This window comes from Enterobacter cloacae complex sp. ESBL7, assembly GCF_041679625.1.
Taxonomy (GTDB): domain Bacteria; phylum Pseudomonadota; class Gammaproteobacteria; order Enterobacterales; family Enterobacteriaceae; genus Enterobacter; species Enterobacter asburiae_B.
In genome coordinates this window covers 206075-227033 of sequence record NZ_JBGORN010000004.1, presented here as the reverse complement: position 1 = coordinate 227033, position 20959 = coordinate 206075, and the positions used below count along the sequence as shown (strand labels likewise).

Annotated in this window: 22 protein-coding genes and 1 pseudogene; 3 read left to right on the top strand and 20 right to left on the bottom strand. The window is 56.3% G+C overall.

The annotated features are described in order from the left end of the window. Window positions 1–1098: 1098 nt before the first annotated feature. From ACERY3_RS17120 to ACERY3_RS17100, 5 genes and pseudogenes are all read right to left on the bottom strand, one after another. Window positions 1099–1782, bottom strand: a pseudogene (locus tag ACERY3_RS17120) (LecA/PA-IL family lectin); the annotation flags it as partial. An 811-nt stretch (window positions 1783–2593) separates the two neighbouring features. Next, window positions 2594–3697 (bottom strand): porin OmpC, encoded by a 1104-nt coding sequence (gene ompC / locus ACERY3_RS17115; protein ID WP_373226135.1) that lies wholly within the window; start codon window positions 3695–3697, stop codon window positions 2594–2596. A gap of 223 nt (window positions 3698–3920) precedes the next feature. After that, entirely contained in the window at window positions 3921–4382 is a 462-nt protein-coding gene (locus ACERY3_RS17110) for a DUF4232 domain-containing protein (protein ID WP_373226148.1), read from the bottom strand. 71 nt (window positions 4383–4453) lie between these two features. Continuing rightward, complete coding sequence (locus ACERY3_RS17105; RefSeq protein ID WP_373226134.1) at window positions 4454–4771, bottom strand: hypothetical protein; 318 nt, start codon at window positions 4769–4771, stop codon at window positions 4454–4456. 90 nt (window positions 4772–4861) lie between these two features. Then, window positions 4862–5212, bottom strand: a complete 351-nt coding sequence (locus ACERY3_RS17100; RefSeq protein ID WP_262771708.1) for a YcgJ family protein — start codon at window positions 5210–5212, stop codon at window positions 4862–4864. 126 nt (window positions 5213–5338) lie between these two features. Here ACERY3_RS17100 and ACERY3_RS17095 point away from each other — a divergent pair, with 126 nt between their 5' ends. Beyond that, window positions 5339–5581: a DUF1187 family protein gene (locus tag ACERY3_RS17095; RefSeq protein ID WP_373226133.1), complete on the top strand. Its 243-nt coding sequence runs from the start codon at window positions 5339–5341 to the stop codon at window positions 5579–5581. Continuing rightward, window positions 5565–6056 (top strand): protease inhibitor I42 family protein, encoded by a 492-nt coding sequence (locus ACERY3_RS17090; RefSeq protein WP_373226132.1) that lies wholly within the window; start codon window positions 5565–5567, stop codon window positions 6054–6056. Before ACERY3_RS17095 ends, ACERY3_RS17090 begins: the two co-directional genes overlap by 17 nt. 238 nt (window positions 6057–6294) lie before the next feature. Here ACERY3_RS17090 and lysM read toward each other — a convergent pair whose 3' ends face one another. The 14 genes from lysM to ACERY3_RS17020 form a co-directional block, all read right to left on the bottom strand. Then, window positions 6295–6744, bottom strand: a complete 450-nt coding sequence (lysM, locus tag ACERY3_RS17085; RefSeq protein ID WP_262771710.1) for a peptidoglycan-binding protein LysM — start codon at window positions 6742–6744, stop codon at window positions 6295–6297. Between the two features lie 302 nt (window positions 6745–7046). Further along, complete coding sequence (locus ACERY3_RS17080) at window positions 7047–7562, bottom strand: DUF2165 family protein (protein ID WP_373226131.1); 516 nt, start codon at window positions 7560–7562, stop codon at window positions 7047–7049. A 1326-nt stretch (window positions 7563–8888) separates the two neighbouring features. Further along, the gene (locus ACERY3_RS17075; protein ID WP_373226130.1) at window positions 8889–9203 is read right to left on the bottom strand and encodes a hypothetical protein; all 315 of its coding nucleotides are present in this window, start codon (window positions 9201–9203) and stop codon (window positions 8889–8891) included. Beyond that, entirely contained in the window at window positions 9200–10114 is a 915-nt protein-coding gene (locus ACERY3_RS17070; RefSeq protein ID WP_373226129.1) for a polymer-forming cytoskeletal protein, read from the bottom strand. Before ACERY3_RS17070 ends, ACERY3_RS17075 begins: the two co-directional genes overlap by 4 nt. Continuing rightward, window positions 10104–10475, bottom strand: a complete 372-nt coding sequence (locus ACERY3_RS17065; RefSeq protein WP_373226128.1) for a hypothetical protein — start codon at window positions 10473–10475, stop codon at window positions 10104–10106. Before ACERY3_RS17065 ends, ACERY3_RS17070 begins: the two co-directional genes overlap by 11 nt. Window positions 10476–10494: 19 nt before the next feature. Beyond that, window positions 10495–10944: a hypothetical protein gene (locus ACERY3_RS17060; RefSeq protein ID WP_373226127.1), complete on the bottom strand. Its 450-nt coding sequence runs from the start codon at window positions 10942–10944 to the stop codon at window positions 10495–10497. Between the two features lie 79 nt (window positions 10945–11023). Then, entirely contained in the window at window positions 11024–12592 is a 1569-nt protein-coding gene (locus ACERY3_RS17055; protein ID WP_373226126.1) for an EAL domain-containing protein, read from the bottom strand. Window positions 12593–12645: 53 nt separating this feature from the next. Beyond that, complete coding sequence (locus ACERY3_RS17050; RefSeq protein WP_373226124.1) at window positions 12646–12948, bottom strand: hypothetical protein; 303 nt, start codon at window positions 12946–12948, stop codon at window positions 12646–12648. Window positions 12949–12959: 11 nt separating this feature from the next. Further along, window positions 12960–13538 carry a hypothetical protein gene (locus ACERY3_RS17045; RefSeq protein ID WP_373226123.1) on the bottom strand — a complete coding sequence of 193 codons (579 nt, stop codon included), beginning with the start codon at window positions 13536–13538 and terminating at the stop codon, window positions 12960–12962. Between the two features lie 76 nt (window positions 13539–13614). Continuing rightward, window positions 13615–14322, bottom strand: a complete 708-nt coding sequence (gene aqpZ, locus ACERY3_RS17040; protein WP_373226147.1) for an aquaporin Z — start codon at window positions 14320–14322, stop codon at window positions 13615–13617. Between the two features lie 165 nt (window positions 14323–14487). Beyond that, window positions 14488–14895 (bottom strand): hypothetical protein, encoded by a 408-nt coding sequence (locus ACERY3_RS17035; protein ID WP_373226122.1) that lies wholly within the window; start codon window positions 14893–14895, stop codon window positions 14488–14490. After that, window positions 14895–15419, bottom strand: a complete 525-nt coding sequence (locus ACERY3_RS17030; RefSeq protein WP_373226120.1) for a CaiF/GrlA family transcriptional regulator — start codon at window positions 15417–15419, stop codon at window positions 14895–14897. The genes ACERY3_RS17035 and ACERY3_RS17030 overlap by 1 nt, the downstream gene beginning before the upstream one ends. Window positions 15420–15778: 359 nt before the next feature. Continuing rightward, window positions 15779–17059 carry an FKBP-type peptidyl-prolyl cis-trans isomerase gene (locus ACERY3_RS17025; RefSeq protein WP_373226119.1) on the bottom strand — a complete coding sequence of 427 codons (1281 nt, stop codon included), beginning with the start codon at window positions 17057–17059 and terminating at the stop codon, window positions 15779–15781. Beyond that, the gene (locus ACERY3_RS17020; protein ID WP_373226117.1) at window positions 17056–18789 is read right to left on the bottom strand and encodes a Wzy polymerase domain-containing protein; all 1734 of its coding nucleotides are present in this window, start codon (window positions 18787–18789) and stop codon (window positions 17056–17058) included. The genes ACERY3_RS17025 and ACERY3_RS17020 overlap by 4 nt, the downstream gene beginning before the upstream one ends. 255 nt (window positions 18790–19044) lie before the next feature. Here ACERY3_RS17020 and ACERY3_RS17015 point away from each other — a divergent pair, with 255 nt between their 5' ends. Further along, window positions 19045–20094 carry a reverse transcriptase domain-containing protein gene (locus ACERY3_RS17015; protein WP_373226116.1) on the top strand — a complete coding sequence of 350 codons (1050 nt, stop codon included), beginning with the start codon at window positions 19045–19047 and terminating at the stop codon, window positions 20092–20094. Here ACERY3_RS17015 and ACERY3_RS17010 read toward each other — a convergent pair. Then, complete coding sequence (locus ACERY3_RS17010) at window positions 20040–20930, bottom strand: hypothetical protein (protein ID WP_373226114.1); 891 nt, start codon at window positions 20928–20930, stop codon at window positions 20040–20042. The two genes, ACERY3_RS17015 and ACERY3_RS17010, sit on opposite strands and share 55 nt — an antisense overlap. Window positions 20931–20959: the final 29 nt, after the last annotated feature.

Sequence of the window (20959 nt, the reverse complement as noted above, 5' to 3'; positions counted from 1 at the left end):
GTTGTGGGCGAAGCCATAACTCCTGAAATTTCTCCGGACAGAACGATACTCAGAATACCCGCAGTCAATTGACGCATAACGTTACCTCTGTGTTGTGAGTGTCGAAGAAAACATCCTGCAGGGAGTATGTCGTCGTCAATACGGGGAAAGTCACTCCCAGTTAGCCCATATCAGAGCCGGAAGAATAGACACCCCGCCAATAAAGTAACAAAAAATTAACGCGGGGTTGCACTATCTTCCCCCCCGTGTTGAACATAGCACATGATGCACGCTGAGGAGTTTTCACAAGCGAGAAGCTCAATTTGTCAGTAACAGGAAAATACACTGGTAAAAGCAGAACCGGGTTGACTCACTCTGACGCAAGTGTGGGACCAGTGTGCTTTCCTGTTGTGATGAATCCCCCTCTGCGGCGGGGCGTAAACAGCGACCACTTTATTATCTGTTATAACAGCTAAGCGTTCTTATCCAACCGCGGGCCATGGTGGCTGACCAACGGCCCACCGGGAGGCACCCGGCATCACAGCAGCTTTGCAGGTCCTTTGTCTGAACAGTCTGCGTCAGTGACTATCGCGGTCACTGACGCAGAACAGGAAAAGGCTCCAGACCGCCATTAGCTCATCAGGAAGAGCGTGCAAATATGCAGGTACGGGGTTCGAGGCCTCGATGGCGGCCCACTTTATGCGTGGTGAATCCCCCTGTGCGGCGGGGTGCCCAACACCGTTAATCAGCCGGTGGGCACGGGTTATTACTCACCGGGAAGCACCCGGCACCACGCTCCATTCTCTGTGTAGACTGGATTAATCCTTTAAGCCCGCACAAACAAAAGCACTCGTTGTAAGACCTCTGATAACATGAGGTCCTCAAATGGCGAGGCGCATCGGATCCGTATTCAAGACCTGGTGGCAGGTGACCGCAATATGTTTAGCAGGAGGCTTCCACAAATACCAGTGAATGCGAAGTAGAATAACTGCCTCCTTCCAGAATGGTCACAAACTAAATTTACCAGGAAACCACCACAAACTAATAGAGGAAAATTTTTCTGGAAAGACCTTAAGTATAAGAATAAAAAAGCCCCTTAACTTCAGGGGCAAAATGTAATCAGTTATTAATAAGCGTATCCCAGTCGATATGCACAAAGACATCCATAAATGCAGGGCGTACTTCGTCACTCGGCTTTTCTGCACCAAACCCCATTGTTTTACCTGTTACCCCCATTCGGAGAACATTTATATCTGATGGGACCCGCATGGCACCTTTCTGGCTGTCAACCAGTGCAATGGTTACAACACCGGTTTCAGTGGTGAAGGCTTTAGAAATTGCCGTATGACCTGCAACTTCTAACGTTTGGTCTTTACCATCAATATTCAGCGTCGCCGTTCGAACCCAGTCCTCATTATTAATAAGTGTGACGGTAAATTGCGTTTTCTTGAGTAACCCGGGGATCGGGAGAGGTTTGTTGTTACCCATATCCTCTTTTCCCTGAACGACGGTAACACTGAGTTCACCAGAGTTATCGCCGTATTGATTTTTTCTATCATTGACGAGGAAAATAATCTCACCCGTTTCAGGGACAGTCCAGTCTGACAAATTTTTCCCTGCTACAAAAGTCTTCCCATTAATCCTGATTAAAAGAGCCAGGACATTTGCCATTACACCCTGCTCATCAATCGGCTTATCGCTAAAACCATCAGCATCCCATGGCCCATGACTTTTATCTGCCGAATAATTTGTCGTACCGGTAGCCATAACACTGATTACATCGCCTTGCTTAACCATGCAACCGGTATTAACACCTTCAGCTCATGCATCTATTTTACCACTCCAGATAGTATCCATAATTCCTCATATTTCGTTAAAGAGCGAACTTGCTCTTTCTTATGTGTATAAAAGGGAGGAGGAAATCGTAAGCATACTTGCCCATAAATGTGAGGTTTATCTCTATTTCTCTGTGATCAGAAAAAAATTCGATGAACTGCTTTTGCTCCAATATTGTTGGTGGTATGAGCAGTTATTATCACTGAATGGTTTCAATTTCGATGAATGATGTGCATGAATAGGTCCATCAGCATTCCAGACTGGCTCATAGACCACAGTTTCTGATGTCTGATATTCGTTATTAGTTTCTGGCAGTGAATGCTATAGCAGCCCTGTGACAGCAAGATCTGCAATGAAGTCAGAATTTCTGGAGAGACGACTCCCCTGGCCGCCACATCAGCACCAGCCCAGAACAACCCCAAATACACCAGGGGGCCAGGAATGAGTTTCTCGCTACATTTCGATCTTCAACCTGTCTGCCGTGATCCACTCGGTAAAAGGGTATAAAAAAAGCCTGCGGGGTGCAGGCCAATCTTCGGGATGTCGTCATTTATTAGAATTATCGAGAACGCAGGTATAGAACAAACGGGAAGCTTCTTTTGTCAATCTGAAATAAAAAAAGCCCGCATGGACACGGGCTAAAGAAAAAGTGAAGCAGTTACTCATCAGGATGCGACTGTCCTGCTATCGCCTTTTAACTGTCAGGACGGGTATCATCATTGTCAAACTAATGAACAAAAAATCGGCCACACAGTGGGCCGATTTTTGTCAGATCACATCAGAACTGATACACCAGCCCCGTTGCCACAACATTATCCGTGGAGATACCGGCGCGACGGGTGAAGTCACTCTCATCCAGCAGGTTAATTTTGTAGTCAACGTAAGTCGACATGTTTTTATTAAAGAAGTAAGTCGTACCCAGTTCGACATATTTGAGCAAATCCTGATCGTGGAAACCTTCAAGTTGCTTGCCTTTCGACTGCAGATACGCCACTGATGGACGCAGCCCGGAATCAAACTGGTATTGCGCCACCATTTCAAAGTTTTTCGCCTTATTGGCGAAGCCATTGATAGCATCATCATTACCATTACCGGCAAAACGAGTGGCATTATAGGTCTGTGTCAGCTGTGTCGCCAGATAGAGATTATTGGCATCATATTTCAGCCCGCCGGTATAGGTGGTAGCCTTGTTTCCGTGACCATAATCCAGACGATTTTGCTCACCGGTACGTTTGGAGCTGGCAATCGCCGTCCCCACGCTGAATCCCTGGCCCAGATCATAAGTCAAGGAGCCACCAAAACCATCGCCGTTCTGACGCAGTTCATCACGCCCATTGTTCGATTCACCGGCACCGTCATTTTTGCCCTGATACTGCAGCGCCATGTTCAGACCGTCAACCAGACCAAAGAAGTCGCTGTTACGGTAGGTAGCCACCCCGTTAGCACGCTGCTGAAGGAAATTGTCAGACCCGTAGGTGTCACCACCGAACTCCGGCAGTACATCGGTCCAGGACGTCACGTCGTAGACCACTCCGTAATTACGGCCATAGTCAAACGAACCGTAATCACCATATTTTACCCCCGCATATCCAAGACGGGTCGAGAGCTGGTTGCTGGACGTTTCGTCGTTATTTGCCTGAATATTGGACTCCCACTGACCGTAACCGGTCAACTGGTTACTGACCTGTGTTTCGCCCTTAAAGCCAAGTCGGGCATAGCTCTGGTCACCATCAACCTTGCTGTCACTGGAAAAATAGTGCAGGCCATCGACCTTGCCGTACATATCCAGCTTGTTGCCGTCTTTATTATAGATTTCTGCAGCCTGCGCTGCACCTGCAGCCAGCAGCGCAGGCACCAGCAATGAAAGAACTTTTACGTTCATGTATATGACCTCTGCTTTTAAAATTATGAATACTGAACCGGGTGATGGAATTCTGGGTCATCAGCCCGGGTACGCCACGTGCATACGCAGAGGAAAATCATAACGGGGGAGGGGCAGGTCAAGCGATGATTGTGCCAGTACAGGGAGCCCCCGTTAATCCTGTTGCCTGCCTCAGCAGGCAACAGGCCAGCTCCGGCATCGAAAATGTTACCCACCAGAATATTCAGTTTTCGCCTGGAGTAATAAGTGACTGAAAATAATATCCGGTCTGTCCTGATGCTGCGCACATCATTCGTTCGAAAGGCCGATGGAGCACACCATCGGGTAATGCCAGTGCAATCACAGCCGGGCGTATACACTGCCCGTGCTCAAACACATCTGATGATACCCATTGCAGTGTGATACTGACTTCCTCCCCCGCGCCAACACTGACCGGCAGCAGGACTGGCCCCGGGTGCATGGCCGGCGATAGTTTCCGCGTCACTGCCAGAGGCGTATGATGACGGTCGCTGAAAGACAATTCTGGTAGCGCCGGAAGACTGCAGGGCACCTTTGCCTTATTATGTAAAACCAGGTCCATGCCGCTTTGCGACATTCCGTCATACTGTCCTCCCCGATCATCCAGACGGACACTAAGCTGCGCCTTAAGGCACTGCGGTACCGGGGATATCGCTACTGCAGGCATTGCCACTGAGCAGGACGAATGAAGCCAACAAACAAGCACTGTCAGGCGCGCCGGGCTACGAATAAACGATTTCATCGCTGAGACTCCTTTGGTGAATTTAAATCCTCCCCCGGCCAGGCAGGAGGTTCGCGCAGCATCCTTATCATACGTAACTGCAGCATCACACTGCCTGCCTGCATAAACAGAACCAGAGCAGTCAGGGAAATCGCGCCAGACAGGGAGTAAAATGCTGAATCTGCTGGCCCCTTTACCGGTGTCATGGCCGCTATGCCGCACACCAGTGCAACAATCAGGGAAACGACAGAAACACCGATCGCCACAAGCCAGAGCACCTGCTCATACAGTCCCTTTAAACAGGCGTGTAAAGACAATTTCGGGGCTATCTTCATCCTTTTTTTCTCTTTAACGTTCAGACCATCCAGGGGAAAGCGATTGTCGCAAAACGGTAGTATTCCAGCGACAGTCGCTTACCCCTTAACTCAGCGATGCTTACCGAAAATCATCTCCGTCATTACCTTCTCCTTTTTATCCGGCGTTCGGGGGTAATAACGGTCCTTGTAGCACTGTTTTTCTTTCGAGTCGCAGAACACCCCGTTACTCAGAGAGTATTCCCCGGTATTCACATCCGCGCCGTCACCTAGCACTTTATCCAGCTTATTGGCGCGCTCCCCCATATACTGGGCAGTCAGCCCCCATGATATCCCTTCACGATCAACACAGAATCCGGCCTTCTTATCGCACACTACCCCACCGGCCGGGGAGTAAATAGTGGCGGCAAACACAGAGGATGACAGACAAAACAACACGGTCATGAGGATAACTTTCTTCATATTTTCGATCTCCGTTAACGTAACAACACAACAAACCTCTCTTTGCTATCACAGGGAGAGCCACCATCACAATTACGTCGTCGTCATTTATCGCTTTACATATCTGCACTGCCGTCAGGATAAAAAATGCTTCGGCCCCCTTTTTTCATGCCCGATAGCACTCAGGTAAATCATGCAGGAGGTGAGGTGTATAAAATTACAGCGACGCTGATCAAACCCGGTAATACGGCCGTCACCTGGACCCACTACTCAGGCACCAGAATGACGCTGGAGCAGTGTGAAAAACGATTTCACACATCACTGAAAGGCGGATTGTCTGCCCGGACACAAACCAGAGTGGAGAATTTCTGTTGTGAAAAAAAAGAATGAAATAATGCACAATGTGGTGAGGATTTTTTTTGCAACGCTTCTGTCGTTGAGTGCAGCAGTACCGGCGACGGCCGCTCAGATGCCGGCAAAACAGAGTGGAGGGCCTTCCTGCGATATGGACTATATAACGACTGACACAGGGGATTTTAGCCAGTCGTCAGTGAAAACGTGTCTGACTGATAATCCAGGAGTCATTTCCCTGTCCGCCGGGGCACGTTTTTCAGTCCATTTTCCGGATAATCCAACTACCGGTATGACATGGGGGCTGATGCGAATGCCCCCTTCCGTAATGCTGATCTCAGCAGAGCATACCTCCCGGGCATCATGTCATACGGGCATGACGGGCTGTCGGGGCGAATTTACTTCAACCTTTAAGGCAATTCATCATGGGACAGGGAACATTGTTTTCACCCACAGCCGTTTGTGGGAAAACACGTATCCGTCCGTAAAAATACTGCGTATTAACGTTCAGTAACCCCGCGATTCACGTTACGGTCACTACGTGGTGGGTAAATCACATCGACTGTGGGAAAGCGTGACAACAACTACCCCCTGCAGATATCTTTAGGGGTCAGCATTCTGAGACCGCCGGGAACGACAGACAGGCCGGAGAACACGATGGTTGCGGCCGTTTCACTCCTTGCGCATCAGATGATGTGCAAGGAGTTTACTGCGGAAGATGGCAAGCCTGATGGCGCCCGGTAATTGACGATTTATTTCTGCGGTATAATCAGCGTCTGTCCCGGATAGATTTTATCCGGGTGTGCCAGCATTGGTTTATTCGCATTAAAAATAACCGGATAATCATTCGCTGAACCATACATCGCTTTAGCGATAGAGGATAATGTATCGCCTGATTTCACGGTATAAAACCGACTTTCTGGCCCACTCTGAGTAACACTAACCCCGTCATTAACCTGCTCAATCCCGGTCACGTTACCCACTGCAACCATGATTTTCTCTTTATCTTCCTGTGACGCAACGTCGCCCGTAATTGTAGCCACACCATCATCCTGAACAGCAATACTGACTTTTTCAGCTCCGGGCAAATTAAGGCTATCAATATGTTTCTTTAGCGTTTCAGCCTGATTTTCCTTGCCACTCCCTGCAACAATACCCCAGACTTTTTCTCCGGCATCTTTCACAAAATTTAACAAACCCATTTATCCATATCTCCATTACTGTGTTTCGATGAATTATTTTATCGACGGTCATCACCCCCCCATATTTATCGGATGAAACAACATCAGACAGCTTCGTCCGAACCGGATTACATCGACAATTGGGGGGGGTATTTAACCCACCAGAAATATACAAAACCCCGAGTCAAGCTTATCATTATTTTCTTTCACCGCAGATAATATTCACCTCCGACCCCCCCCCCCAAAGAACACCAGACATCGACTTAAAAAAGCCGATATTTATGGCGCTGTTACTTTCCCATGAATGGGCGGGAGGGTAAAAATCAGGCATCTCGCTCTTTGTGTAAAATGAATATTACCAGAGCCAGAATATTCGGTGCGGCATATAACAACGCCCCCAACTGAGTGGCCAGTGGATTTTCTTTCGCCTGCCACGCCATAAACCAGTCACCCGCAACCACCATAAAACCAATGCCCCAAACCAGAATGGCGCAACACGCCCCCAGCATTGCCCAGGATTTACCGACAGTAAATCGGGAATACGGCCTGGTTATACTTGTCAGCATTTTGATAATCCCCATGCAGGCGAAAAGGCCGGCCAGTGTCTCCATTGTTGTGATACAGGCAAGCCCGATAACGGACGCCTGCGGCAGGGTAATGGCGCGCCACATCATCCCCGGAACATGATATGTATCCCGCATGGATAACAGAGGGGCAACTGCATTTGCGGCAGTTCCCTCAAAGTCAGCAAGATTATTTATCAAACTGAAAATACCCCACATGGCAGGAAACAGTGCCATAACGATACAAGCCAGTCTGGATATTACTGATTCATTCATAAATGTTACCTTCTTAATTTAACAAGTCTGTGCTCTTCTTGTCAGATGTGTTTTTGATTAAAATAAACCTCCAGGCATGGGTCTGACTGAGGATACCCATTCCTTTCAAAAACATTACCACTTCCTTAACATAAATCCGGGAGTAACCGTTTGATAAAGAGATAACATCTCGCCTGTTCACATGAAACATCCTGATACTGACAATCTCTGGCCGACTAATAAAAAGAACAGTGTTCATCGTTTTTTCGATTGTAAAGACAATGCAGAGGACAACCTCCACCGCTGGTATCATCAGATGAAACATCGCGCTCCCACAAACCGTCATCTCCTCTAATTCATTCAACGCACTAACAACTGCAACTGTTTTTTTTGCACCACCAAAAATGAATCATTAAATATTAACCTGACTCTCTTGATGGTTGACATTAGTACCTCTGCTAACAAATAAATGAAACCGTCAACTTTCCTACTCATACAGACTCACAACGTTTAAAAATTAATGTCAACCTACCCTTGTTTTTATTTGTAACCAGCAGAGACGCCCAGTTTTGGGGAAATACAGAATAAGCTGCTAAAATGGTCGATTGCCCTGAGTGTGCAGTATCGCTTTGCCCTGAAGTCGACTGACCGGACAACGCAGTACAGCCTGCATCAGGCACAGGATAATCGTCACCCGACATAACATTTTCGGTTGCAACAAAAAAACTCCCGTTAGGGTAATGAATCCATCCCATCTGAAAGAAATTACCAGGTCACTGTTATGTTCCATTACCTACTTTATGAACTTCCGGGTGACATCCTCACTCTCCATGCTTCAGTTGTTGATGAAAATCCAGGGCTTGTATTACTGGCGTACTGCATCATTGTTTTGTGGCTTATTCTGTTATTTTCCCGTCACTAAGTGCTTCTTCAGACATGGCAGCATATTGCGGCTTTTTAGTATGCCTTTTTCATCCGTAAACCTCTGGCACGCTGACTGGCAACATGTTGGCGTTATTATTCTGGAGAGTATTATTTTCGTTGCTGCATGTTGTTCCTCTACACCCCATGACAGGAGGACCAGTAAGGGGGGGGGTAAATACCGGCCAATTCCACAAAGTAATACACCACAAGTAATAGCAGGATGTTCTGTACTCTGCCCCACAGGCACATAAGCCAGTAGACAATAAAAAAAACCCAGAAAGCCATTAAAAACTCGGGTGAAAATAAAGTGGCCACAAACAAAAAAACTCACAACAAACAATTTGTAATATTTGTACTGACTGCAGAATCAAATAAATACCCCCCCCCCGGAACTCACTGGCGGTTACGGCAGTACTCCTGTCTTTACTTTTTCCGCCAGTCACCGGTCGGCCAGCTCTTTTCCGGCGTAAGAGGATCCGGCATCGTCAGTTGATGGCTCTCCGAGAGTTGCTCCGCATGCACCGCGCCACTCATCAGCACCAGCACCTGAGCCTCACGCTGCAAAAATCCCGTATACGCCGGAGAGGCATCTTCATTCACGGGTCCGGTAGCCAGCATCAGGCGGTCCACCTCACAGGCCCGGGCGACATCCTCACCGGGAATGCAGACCAGCAGGTGCTCATCGGTTCCATTGTCCAGTAACTCCCCCAGATACCGGTGCAGCTGCCCCAGCCTCACGCCTGTCCCTCCGGTTTGTTCTCAGCGGAGCCGGAAGTCTCTGACGGCGGCACGCCTTCGGAAAGCACCTCTTTTTTCTTCTCCTTCGGTAAGTCCTTCAGATACGCGTCCATGGCCAGCACGTCACGGTGACTGACGCCCTCCACCCTGTCTTTTCCCTGCCCCTTCGGGACCTGACCCGGCTCGGGCAGGCAGGACTGCCCAATGAACACCCCTCCGCGCTCCACCGACAGTTCTCCCGTGAACACATCCCCCTCTATCCGGCCCTGCCCCAGCAGGGAGACCGCATCCGCATAGCAGCGTCCGGTCACCAGCCCGTTGATGATAATGTGTGCAGCACGGATATCTCCCGTCACCACCCCACCGGTATCCACCCGCACCTGATGGGTCGCGGTGATATTGCCCTCGACACTGCCCTCGGTAACGATGTTGCCCTCCGCCTCAAGCTGGCCGGACAGGTGTGAACCCTGAGCAATAAACACATCCCTGCGGACAGCCGTGACCACCACATCCCGCAGTGCGCCGGAGGCAGATGAGTGGTCAGAAAGAACCGCTGGTGGTGTAACGCCAGCCGGCTCCGTATCCGGGGTTTTCTTTTTCAGTAACTGCATGTCATGTTTTCCTCTTCGTAAAGTCACTGTCAGTAATCCGCATCCGGCCATCCACAGGGCGAGGGCGATACCGGTGACCGTCGCGTGGCGGTACAGACCGCCATTACCCTCGCTCACCCACAGCACCAGGGCCAGACCCCAGGTGAGCCACACACCCCACAGTGCATGATGTGGCTTACCAGACCGGAGAGTTTCGGATTGTGCCCCCGCCGGCAGGCCGCCATTGTCCTGGCGGCCAGGCGCATGATGAGCATGGATACCGGCATCAGGCCCCTGGTCGCTCTCTTTGTCAGAAGCCACGGACGAGCACCCCCAGGGTCAGCAAAATGCACAGCAGCCAGAGACGGGCGCCATTGAGGTTCACCGCCCCCAGCAGCGGAAACGCCACCACCCGGCGCCGGGAGACCATGACCAGCGCACACCAGCGCAAACGCCGGCGCAGACGGGTATGGCGGCACATCCACTGCGTGACGTTTGCGTGCAGCTGTGCTCCGGCCTGCCTGCACTGAAGGGTCAGATACCAGAGGCACCACCGGAGCCAGAGGAACAGGTAATGCAGCCGCTGTGATGTTGATTTCGCGGTAACTTTTCGTTGCCGCGTTGCAGTCTGAATGACTGCTGTAGCGTCCGGCCCTGCCGGGGTATCCTTATCTCCCTCCATGGGGTCGCTCCTTTTGTCTTTATGTCCCGGTGCCGAGCAGCAACATCGCGCACCGGACCGTAAACACGCCGGTACTGAGCAGCAGCAGGGTGACCAGTATCACCACACAGGCACAGGCAATGCCCTCGGGGTGTGACTTTCGCGCCGCATTCAGCAGGGCCACCGCCAGCAGCAGGCACCACAGCCCCACAACCAGCTCCAGCCACGGCCCCACCGGAAGCAGCCCCGCCACGCAGACCCACCACAGACCGGCCGCCGCCAGCGGACCGCCCGTCAGCAGGGTGCACAACACGGAATACTCTCCCCGCAGCCAGCGCAGGGGGCCCGCCTGGTTGCGGCGAAAAATACAGCGGTCACGCCGCCCCGGCAGGACCACCACCACTCCCCAGACCCCGGCCGACAGCACTACCGCACCAAGCATCCAGAGACAAAGCACCGGAAACTCCGGTAACGTATCAATCGGGACCATCTGACCTCCTTATAACAGAGTACAGGCCGGTGCCGGCACGGAGCTGCAGCACTCCGCCACCTCACCACCCGTGTGTTGATTACCCGGTACCGTTTCCGGTCGGGTCGGCGTGCTCAGGGTGTGCTGTGTGCCGTGACGGTTCACCGCCCTGCGGACAGCCACTCTGCAGCCAGTCCAGAAAATCTGTTAACGGCAGGGGGCGGGAGTAAAGGTATCCCTGCAGCCACTTCACGCCATGTGATTTCAGCCAGTCGCGCTGCGCGGAGGTTTCCACCCCTTCAGCCACGACCTCAAGCTTCATGCGGTGGGCTATCTCCGTCACTATCTCCGCCATCAGCAGCCGCTCACCGGGAGAGGTTTCACCCCCCGTCCGGGTCGTGAAGGTCCGGTCCAGCTTGATGTAGTCCACCGGAAGCTGGTCCAGGGTGCTGAGGCCGGCATACCCGGTGCCGAAATCATCCAGTGCCACCCGGACACCGGCGGCACGCAGTGCCGGGAGCAGGTCCGGCAGACGAACGGAGGGCTCAAAGCGCTCCCGCTCGGTAATCTCAGCCACCAGAATGACGCCCGGCAGCGCGGCCTGCAGCGCCCGGCAGGTCTGAAGCAGGGCGCGGTCGCCCGCATGGGCAGCACTCAGGTTGAAGGCGAGATGAAATGCAGGCGGGAGTACCTGCCGGCGCGCACCGAGTTCACGCGCCACCTGCATCAGTAAACTGCGGGTCAGGGGGACAATCAGCCCGCTGCGCTCGGCCAGGGGGATAAAACGGTCGGGGGGCATCACTTCACCTCCCGGCGTGTGCCAGCGGGCCAGCACCTCGCAGCCCGCCGGCTCACCGGTACGGCTGTCCACCACCGGCTGATACCAGGGGCGGATGTCCCCGGCCTTAATGGCCCGGCGCAGACGGATATCCTCGCGGCTTCGCCGGTGCAGCCATGCCTGAAAGAGCGAGGTGACCGTCGCCGTCACCAGCAGACTCAGCACCGTCCACGGCAGGGCGTCACGCAGCAGGCTGCGCTCCCGCACCGGGCTGCGGGGGTCGGTCACCAGCGTAAACGCATACCGACCGGTGGCCGGAGGGCTGTCAGCAACATCTTCCGGTGCGTGATGTACCACCCCGTCCGCCCCCATCTCCCGCCCACCGGCCCGAAACAGCAGGCCAGGGAGGTCCGGCGTGGCCCGCAACGCCTGACGCAGAAAGAGACCGTTCAGACTTACCGCAACACCCCCTTCCGGATACTGCTGCACCATCACCAGCAGCGAGGCTGCCGGCGTGAGCGCGTCGCCGGGGGTCAGCAACAGAGCCGGTCGCACCCTGGACGCTGCCGGCAGGGCTGGCAGGTCCGGCGCGCCCCCCAGGGAGGCACAGACGGTGGCGTTATTCTGCAGCAGCCTGACATCCCGCACATGCGGACTCAGGGCCGCCGAACGGCCGAGCTGGCGGGACAGCTGTGGCGTGCAGGGCTGCCCCAGGAAAGCCCGGTTCATGGACATCACCTGCTCAGCCTCCGTCAGCATACTGTCAATGTTCCGGGTGGCCCGGCGTATCGCCAGGTCCTCATCCTGCTGCACCTGGCGTCCGGTCACCAGCACCGTCAGTACCAGCGTACCGCCAAGACAGAGGGCGACAAGCGGGGCGGTCAGTCTCATCTCTTTCTCCTTGATATCAGACAGGCATTTCATGCCGCTCTGCATATGCCTCGTTATGCGACACGGTGTCGCAGTACCCGGGCAAGCTCACAGTACCTGGCCTGCTGAAGCTGCTGCCAGTCCTGCAGGACCGGTGGAAGGGTCTCCGGCATGGACGGTGTGAACACCTCCCCGTCACGTGCACCCGGCCCCGGATGAAGGGATATCAGCACCTCCGGCATGGCGAGCCTGAGCCACGCCAGGTCACTGCGGCACTGCACCCCCGGCGCAGGAAAGGGATAAGGCGCACTGGCGGAGGTTGCCGAATACGATGCCAGTGACATCACCAGCGCGAGCTGCGTGAACAACATGACCACCCGGTTGCCCCTCACCCCGCCTCCCCGCCGGCCGTCACCGGGTCATCTGCCGGGCCACCGGTCACCACTGCCACCGTCAGCGGCCTGTCCATCACCAGACGCTCACGCAGCAGCACCTGTCGTCCGCCCGGGCGGTTACGCCACAGCCGGTATTCCGGCAGGCCCTGCAGCACACGCAGCACGCCCGCCTTTATCACCCCGGTCTTGACCAGCTCAATACGCAGCTCCCCCTGGCGCCACTCGCCGCCGCGGGAGGCTTCGGGTACGATGCGGACCATCACCCCCTCCAGCGCGGTTCTGACCGTAAGCCACGACACCGCCGGCCCGCGGGCACCCCACAGACCGGCAGACACGCCCCGGTCACGGGTGAACAGCACATCCTCAGAAGGCAGCACGGCCGCCGCAATCACCGTCCCGACCGGCAGCGAGTCCGGCACGCTGAGCCGGTCACTGCCAAAATGCCAGGCCGTACTCACCAGTCGCGTCGGTCCGCCATCAGCAGGACGGGCGGTCTGTCCGGACGCTTCTGCAATAAAGAGGAGCAGAAGCCCGAGCAGCGCCACCGCCCTGACCACCTGAATACCTTTCATTCTTCCCCCTTATGTTTGAGTCCGGCACAGCACCGCCCCGGGAATGATTCCGGCAGGTAACGGAAAGTCCGGAGGGTTATGACGCGGCGCTTTCCGTCGCGGCTTTGCCACTCAGAAAGCGGGACAGCACGCCCCCGGTCAGGCCACCGGCAAGCGGGGCCACCCAGAACAGCCAGACCTGCTTCAGCCACTCACCGCCGGCAAACACCGCCACCGCCAGACTGCGGGCCGGGTTCACCGAGGTGTTGTCCACCGGAATGGAAATCAGGTGGATAAGCGTCAGACACAGGCCAATCGCCAGCGGGGCAAAGCCTGCCGGTGCATCCGCACCCGTCACCCGGGCAATCACCAGCACAAACATCGCCGTCAGCACCCACTCGGTCAGGGCCACGCTCAGGAGCGGAAACTCCCCCTGGGACAGGGTGCCGAAGCCATTGCTGGCGAATCCGGCATGGACATCAAATCCGCCGCTGCCGCTGGCAATCAGGTACAGCACCCCGGCCCCGAGCAGACCACCCAGCACCTGGGCAGCCACATAGGGGGCCAGCAGGGAGCCCGGGAAGCGACCGCCCGCCCACAGACCTAACGAGACCGCCGGATTAAAGTGCGCCCCGGACACCGCCCCGAACGCATATGCCCCGGTGAGCACCGTCAGGCCAAAAGCCAGCGACACCCCGAGAAAACCAATCCCCACATCCGGAAAACCCGTGGCCAGCACCGCGCTGCCACATCCCCCCAGGACCAGCCAGAACGTGCCGGTCGCTTCTGCCATCAGTTTTTTCATCATCATCCTGTCCTGCCTTTTACTGTGTGTTATTCGTTAATCAATGAGCGCCTGCCCGACCGTCACTGAGGCTGTTGCGCGGCACAGCCGGTAACATGCGGTTTCGTTCGCAGTATGAGCTGTACCACATCGTCAGCCGGAGCCGGCGGGGTCAGATGCCCTCCGTCACTCGCCATTATCGTTATCCGGGGTATCCGCCTGACGGCCCTTTCTCTCCTGCCCCGCATCCGGGCAGGCCACCGCCAGCAGCACCCCGCTTCTCTCGGGACGCTCACAACGGGTATCCGGTACATTCAACCCGGCACCGGACCCGCTGACAGGCCTGTCGCTGCCGGGGTACATCACCAGCCCCACGCCGCACCCCATCAGCAGTACCGGTGGCCCCCAGAGCCGTGCGGACTGACGCAGCACTTCCCGCCCTCCGGCGTGACGCAGGCGTCGCCGGAGCAGACGCCAGAACGGGAGCCCCGGCACCACCAGGACCACCACAGGCAGCACCAGCAGCCAGAGAAGCGGCGCGTCATGCAGACGCTGTACCAGGTAAAAAGCCACCCCCATCACGCCAACAGACATCAGGACAGGCCCGGCGAGGCCCGGCGCTGAAACAGAAACGACTTCGCCGCCTGCGCCAGCTCCTCCCGCTCGCGCAGGCGGGCAGCCTCAGAAACCTCGGTACGGGGTTTACGCCCGCAGACCGGTGCGACCGGCGCATCCGGGCGGGTGGTGACGGAGGTCACCAGGAACATCGCCACCCGGTGGCCGCTGGCCACCCGGACCACATCCTTGTGGACCTCAACCGCATCTGACCGGTCGCACATGATGTAGGTCATCACGTCCGCCGCACGGCGCGGGGCCACCGAGAATGCCTGAGAAATCTCTTCGCGGGTCACGGCGCGCCCCTGACGCAGGGCCCAGAGGGCAACCGCCTGCCAGAGAGGTACGCCCTCCTCCCCCTCCATGCCCGGCGGCAGCCGCCAGACGCCGTGGTTGCGCTGGCGTCCGGTCTGGAGCTTGCCTGGCGCAGTGCGCTTCAACTCAGAATGTGTCTGTGAAAAATCAGTCAGTGACGCCTGGTGTTCATTATCGAATGTAGCCATTGCCAGTTCCTTATCACACTGGCCCGGTCAGACCCGGGCCCTGCAGAATCCCGCCGGATTTGCCGGCGGACGATGACGCCCGGGCAGCCGTAAATTACGCGGTCCGGCCCGGGCGAAAGCAATTCGTCAGTTTCTTCGTTTGCCTGTAACTTCGGTACGTTAACCACCGCCACTGACTCACCGACACCGGGTTCAGGCGTGCAGAAACCCGCCAGCGCCGCAGCACCGGATTGACCCGTGATGAATCAGGGATGTTTTTTGTTCAGTTCAGCGCAGTAACATCCGCCAGTAAGAGAGCGGGAGGGCGCTGTGGCCATTTTTCAGCCATGCAGGAGAAGGCATCCCCCCCCCTTCAGGGGTCAGCCTGACTCATTCACCCCTTTGACGGTGATGTCAAAGATAAGCGTCGCCCCGCCGGGAACCGTCGGCGGCAGGCCCATGTCGCCGTACCCCTTCTCAGGCGGTACCACCACTGTCAGGTGCCCGCCAGCACCGACCTTCTGCAGACCGATGGCAATGGCAGGCAGCATGGCCCCCACCTTCACCTTGCGGGCCTGACCGGCTTCACCGCTGCCATCAAATATCGTCCCGTCCGGCAGGCGCCCGGTGACCAGCAGGGTGGCCATATCCGACGTGCGAAGCCGTCCTGAGCCTCTGGCCTCAATCAGATACAGTGAGCCCGCATCACTGACCACCCCTTTTTTCCGGCGAAAATCAGCCCGGAATTCACGTCCGCGGGCCACTTCATCGGCACGACGGCTCTGCATCCGGCTCGTAAAGTCCGCATTCAGCGAGGCGAGCGTGGACTGGATATCGCGGTCCTGCATCCGAAGCGGATGATTTGACAACGCATCCTGCAGCCCCGCCATCAGCACATCCTGGGGAAGACTGATACCCAGCGACTTCTGCACCGCCAGGGACTGCTGCATCTCGTAGGCCAGTGACACGCCGCTGGCATACGCCCGGCGGGCATTATCATCCTGCAGGGAGAGCGACTGTGCGCCAGGAGCAGGAGTCGCGCCGGACGTGGAAGGTGAGTCCGGTGCGGCTGATGCAGGCGCCGGGGAAGGGGCGGCTCCTGATGCCTGCGTCGTGACAGGCAGGGAGGATGCAGCCGCAGGCGATGCTGCAGGGACTGCGCCTGGCTCAGCCGCAATGCCCGCTGACGGCTGCGGTACGGCCGGGGGCGGAGTCACTGTCGCCGCCGTCAGGGGCAGCGCTTCGGCGCCCGTCAGTGGCGCAGAAGGATGCGCCCCGACAGGCGCACTGACAGCGGCACCCGTGGCTGCATCACCCGTACCACCTGAAGGATGTACTTGTGTCGCATCGCCACCAGAAGGCAGTTTGTGCTGAGATAACAGGTCAGTCTGCTGCGACATCAGCTTTTGCAGGAGTGCATCCTGTCTCGCCAGCTCCTGACGCAGGGCCTGTACTTCGGCCGTGTCCGGCGTCGGGGCCGGGGCCGGGGCCGCAGCATCCGCACCCGTCACAGCGGGCGCTGCCTGCACGGGCAGAACGGGTGTAGCCAGCGCCGCACACACCAGCAGGCGAACCATCACGCCTCCCGGGTGTCCTGACCCCGCGCGCACGGCCTTACCGGCGACATCAGGGTGTCCGCAATAACGCGTTAATGAATTCATTGCTGTTCTTCCTTATTGTCAGGAGCGCGACTGAAACGACTGTCCCAGCCCACCCGCCGGCGGGCCTCGTCATAAACCTGTTTTGCCTGCGCCGTTTTACCGTCCAGACTCAGGACCTGGAGATACATGGCGTACACATTCGGGTCCGGGTGGCGCAGAAGATAGTCCCGGTAAAACTGCTCCGCCCGTCCGGGCCTTGCCGGGTCACCATCCTGATTAAACAGCTGCATGTCATGCAGGCTCACCACAAACGCCTGCTGGTCCGGCATAAACCACGGGTTCAGCCACCGGACCCGCTCAAAGAGTGAGATATCGGTCGCCATGGTCTGTTTTGCGGCATCAATACCCACCCGAATCAGGGTACCGGTCAGTGAAAACCAGACCAGAAACACGCCGGCTATCGCCAGCAGGGCACGGGATGCAAAATGAATGCGTGAAGGGAGTACCGCAGCAGGGAGTGCCGGTGCCATGCGGGAAAGCGCAAGACCGAAAAGAAAGAGGGACAGAACAAAATGCACGCCTGACAGATACCACGGGTACTCCACCTGCGTGTGCAGCAACACCGGCAGCGCACACAGCCCGGGACCCAGGGCATCACTGCCGGGTTTTCCGTATCCGCCGGCTGCAGAGGCCTGCACCCACAGACGCAGGGCCACCCGCACGCCCCAGACCAGCAGAAATGCCAGCCCCACGACCGCCACCAGACCGCCCTCCGTCACCTGGTACACCAGCTCATTATGCGGATGCACCACAATGCTCGGGTCACGCTGAACTTCCTGCAGCAGCGCCACGCCGTCCGGGTAACGCCCCTCAAACATTCCGTAGCCGACACCACGCCATGGATGGGATGCAATTAACTGCGCACAGGCCCGCCACATCTGAATACGCCCCAGTTGCCCGAACGTATGGTCAACGGGCGCCTGCAGGGACATCAGCGTCATGCCAGTCCGCGTGCCGGCCCAACTGACAGCCAGCACCGCCAGCGCGACGGACAGCCTCCCGCGAACCGCCCGGCGGCCCGCCACCGTCATCAGCAGGGCCACCACGGTCGCCCCCAGCAACCCGATGGTGCTCTGCGCCATAACCAGGGAGACCATAAAGATGACAAGACAGCCCAGATACCGCACCTGCCCGCAGAACAGCCACCGGTGCAGGCTCAGTACCAGCATCGTGGCCAGAAAACTCGCCATCACGTTTATCTGGCGAAACCCGCCTGAAGGACGCAGGCCTTCCTGCAGGGGCAGCCAGTGTGCATAGCCCGCAGGCCAGAGCACACAGAGCAGAACGGATACCGCGCACACCAGACCTGTAACAATAAGTGCATCTGCCGCGAGTGCCGAAAGCGCCTCAGACACCCGGGAGGCCGCAAGCCACAGCAGAAAAACACCGCCACACCACATCATGAGCACGCGGGTCACGGCACGCCAGGCGTCGCTTCCGGGGGGCATCCACAGCAGGGGGAGCGTGAGAACAAGGAAAGACAGGAGCAGCAACGGTGCGCGGGAAAAAACCATCCGTCCGCTGATGGCCATGACCAGAAACAGCAGTCCCGGCAGCACCCAGCCGGCATACTCCGGTATCACCGTGTCCGCAGGCAGCAGTGAGTGCCAGGGCAGGTTAATGAGCAGGCAGGACACCGCGGCGAATATCACGACAACCGCCTTTAAGCGGAAATCTGTATTATTCTCACCCGCCATTACGGTATCACTGAGTGACTGACTTCCCGACATGACCACTCCTCTGGTTATTTATCGAATAACGTCAAAAAAGTTATTTAAGCCCGGCATAAAAACCCAGACAAAAATATGACATACGCACACAGCACGCTAAAAAAACCTTCATAAAGCAAAATGAAAATGCAGAAAAATAAAAAACTGAAAACTGAAAACTGAAAACTGAAAACTGAAAAAACATTCAGAAATATATCCAGCAAGACCCACACAACATAATGACGCCACCGGTTTCCCGTCGTGAATATCATCCGGATGAAAATAACCCTGACCCTGGTATCATTCACCCCAGAAGTCCTGGATGCGTCATATTCCTGGCTGTGCGCCTCCCGCAAAAATCACCCGGCGGATGCAGATATATGGGACCTGCGTTTTCACTGGCAACGGGAAAAAACACGTCTCCTGCAGGCGCTTCGCGCCGGGACGTACCGTTTTCGTCCGCTGCGCGTCATCCCCCGCGCGGACGGCGGGGCCTGCGTGATGTGGTCCGCCTGCGACGCACTGGTTATTCACGCCCTCACCCGCCTGCTGACACCACATCTTCCGGTCCATCACACCTGCGAACACGTCAGGGGCCAGGGCGGCGGCAAACAGAGCGCGCGTCGCGTTCATCATTTCCTGCGCCACACCAGGGCGCCCTTCGTCTTTCGCACCGATATCCGCGGTTACTACGCAAACATCGACAAAGACCGGCTTTACCATCAGCTCACCACCTGCATTCCCTGCCCGGGTATACGCTCTCTGTTGTGGCAGTTCCTGCACTACACGGTGGAGGACGGCGGCAATTTTCACACGCCCGTCAAAGGCATTCCCCGCGCCAGCTCGCTCAGTCCGCTGCTGGCCGCTTTTCACCTGTACCTGGTCGACAAAGAAGTCTCTGCCATGACAGGCGTGCGCTACGCACGTTACATGGATGATTTCATTATCATCACCACGACCCGCCACAAACTCCGGCGTGCCGTTAAAATACTGAAACACCATCTGCACGAATTTGGTTTCGTGCTGCATCCTGACAAAACCCAGCTGGGCAGAACCCAAAAGGGCTTTGACTGGATGGGGCTCTGGTTTACCGACAAGGGCATCACTGCCTTTGCCCCCAGAGCCACCGAAAAACACCGTCTGAAATGTCGCCAGCTTTATGAGCACATCCGGCACCTGAGCCCTGAGGCACAGTCCACGCGGATGGCGACATACCGCAGACGGTGGGTGAGCGCCCTCTGTACAGAAACAGAAGGTGCTCTGGCTTTACATCAGACCAGCGTGATATCCACGGTTACGTCCAGCTTGCCCGATGAGCCATCGTGAACCAGTGACAAATCTTTGATGCCGTTGAGATCGGTCGGATAGGCCCCGATCGTTCCGACAAATCCTATGCTTACCTCCGCCGCCTTCGCCGCCGATTCCGGTGACACCGGCACGAATAGGTAGGACAACGTTCCGTCGGAGGCTGTCCGGCGTTTGTCGGTCCCACGCGCAGCGATGTTCGGCCCGATATAGGTTGTGGTTGTACCGAAGCACGCGATGTTGCCGACCGCAGTACCGCATGTGCCGACGAGCGCATAAGGGTAGTTCGTTCCGGGACCTCCGTTGCTTCCGACGCCCGTGAGCTCGACCGGAGTGGTCATAAGTGCTGCGCCGTTCGGGTTCGTCGCGCCTGGCAAGGTATATGTCCACTCGTTGCTCGGGATTGCAACGCCCGCCGCCGTCTTGAAAAGCAACTGCGACGGCTGGATAGTTGCAGGGATTACCCCTGAACCGAGAGCCATGTTTGAGACGGACGCGTTGCTCGCGCTCACTGTATTCGTAGGTCGCGATACGACGCTTAGTCCGCTGTTCAAATCGCAGCTGGCCCCGCCTATTGCTTTAACAATGGTTAGCATGCCTGGTTGATTTTTAGGTGGCATGGTTGTGTAGTGCGTGGTCCCGCTCGCGACGTTGACATCCAGTACCGCCTGGAACGAATTCACCGAGGGCGGGGTGACCTCGATGCCGCAGGTGCTGCTGGATTCAATGTTGATATGGGCGGTGAACGGGTCAGCGCTTACCGGGTCTGCGGCGTATACCGCCGTCGACATCAGCGCGATGCCGGTCGCTGCGGCCATCGCGGATAACTTCAGTGTGTTGCTACGAATAAAAGACATAATGTTTACTCCGGCCGTGCGGCGCTCTT

Bases quoted from the DNA above. Each gene is read 5' to 3' on its own strand.
- ACERY3_RS17045 (WP_373226123.1), bottom strand. From the start codon at position 13,538: ATGAAAGGTATTCAGGTGGTCAGGGCGGTGGCGCTGCTCGGGCTTCTG.
- aqpZ (WP_373226147.1), bottom strand. From the start codon at position 14,322: ATGAAAAAACTGATGGCAGAAGCGACCGGCACGTTCTGGCTGGTCCTG.
- ACERY3_RS17035 (WP_373226122.1), bottom strand. From the start codon at position 14,895: ATGTCTGTTGGCGTGATGGGGGTGGCTTTTTACCTGGTACAGCGTCTG.
- ACERY3_RS17010 (WP_373226114.1), bottom strand. From the start codon at position 20,930: ATGTCTTTTATTCGTAGCAACACACTGAAGTTATCCGCGATGGCCGCA.
- ACERY3_RS17020 (WP_373226117.1), bottom strand. From the start codon at position 18,789: ATGTCGGGAAGTCAGTCACTCAGTGATACCGTAATGGCGGGTGAGAAT.
- ACERY3_RS17055 (WP_373226126.1), bottom strand. From the start codon at position 12,592: ATGAGACTGACCGCCCCGCTTGTCGCCCTCTGTCTTGGCGGTACGCTG.
- ompC (WP_373226135.1), bottom strand. From the start codon at position 3,697: ATGAACGTAAAAGTTCTTTCATTGCTGGTGCCTGCGCTGCTGGCTGCA.
- ACERY3_RS17060 (WP_373226127.1), bottom strand. From the start codon at position 10,944: ATGGTCCCGATTGATACGTTACCGGAGTTTCCGGTGCTTTGTCTCTGG.
- ACERY3_RS17025 (WP_373226119.1), bottom strand. From the start codon at position 17,059: ATGAATTCATTAACGCGTTATTGCGGACACCCTGATGTCGCCGGTAAG.
- ACERY3_RS17105 (WP_373226134.1), bottom strand. From the start codon at position 4,771: ATGAAGATAGCCCCGAAATTGTCTTTACACGCCTGTTTAAAGGGACTG.
- ACERY3_RS17100 (WP_262771708.1), bottom strand. From the start codon at position 5,212: ATGAAGAAAGTTATCCTCATGACCGTGTTGTTTTGTCTGTCATCCTCT.
- lysM (WP_262771710.1), bottom strand. From the start codon at position 6,744: ATGGGTTTGTTAAATTTTGTGAAAGATGCCGGAGAAAAAGTCTGGGGT.
- ACERY3_RS17095 (WP_373226133.1), top strand. From the start codon at position 5,339: ATGCTTCGGCCCCCTTTTTTCATGCCCGATAGCACTCAGGTAAATCAT.
- ACERY3_RS17065 (WP_373226128.1), bottom strand. From the start codon at position 10,475: ATGGAGGGAGATAAGGATACCCCGGCAGGGCCGGACGCTACAGCAGTC.
- ACERY3_RS17110 (WP_373226148.1), bottom strand. From the start codon at position 4,382: ATGCCTGCAGTAGCGATATCCCCGGTACCGCAGTGCCTTAAGGCGCAG.
- ACERY3_RS17080 (WP_373226131.1), bottom strand. From the start codon at position 7,562: ATGAATGAATCAGTAATATCCAGACTGGCTTGTATCGTTATGGCACTG.
- ACERY3_RS17015 (WP_373226116.1), top strand. From the start codon at position 19,045: ATGAAAATAACCCTGACCCTGGTATCATTCACCCCAGAAGTCCTGGAT.
- ACERY3_RS17030 (WP_373226120.1), bottom strand. From the start codon at position 15,419: ATGGCTACATTCGATAATGAACACCAGGCGTCACTGACTGATTTTTCA.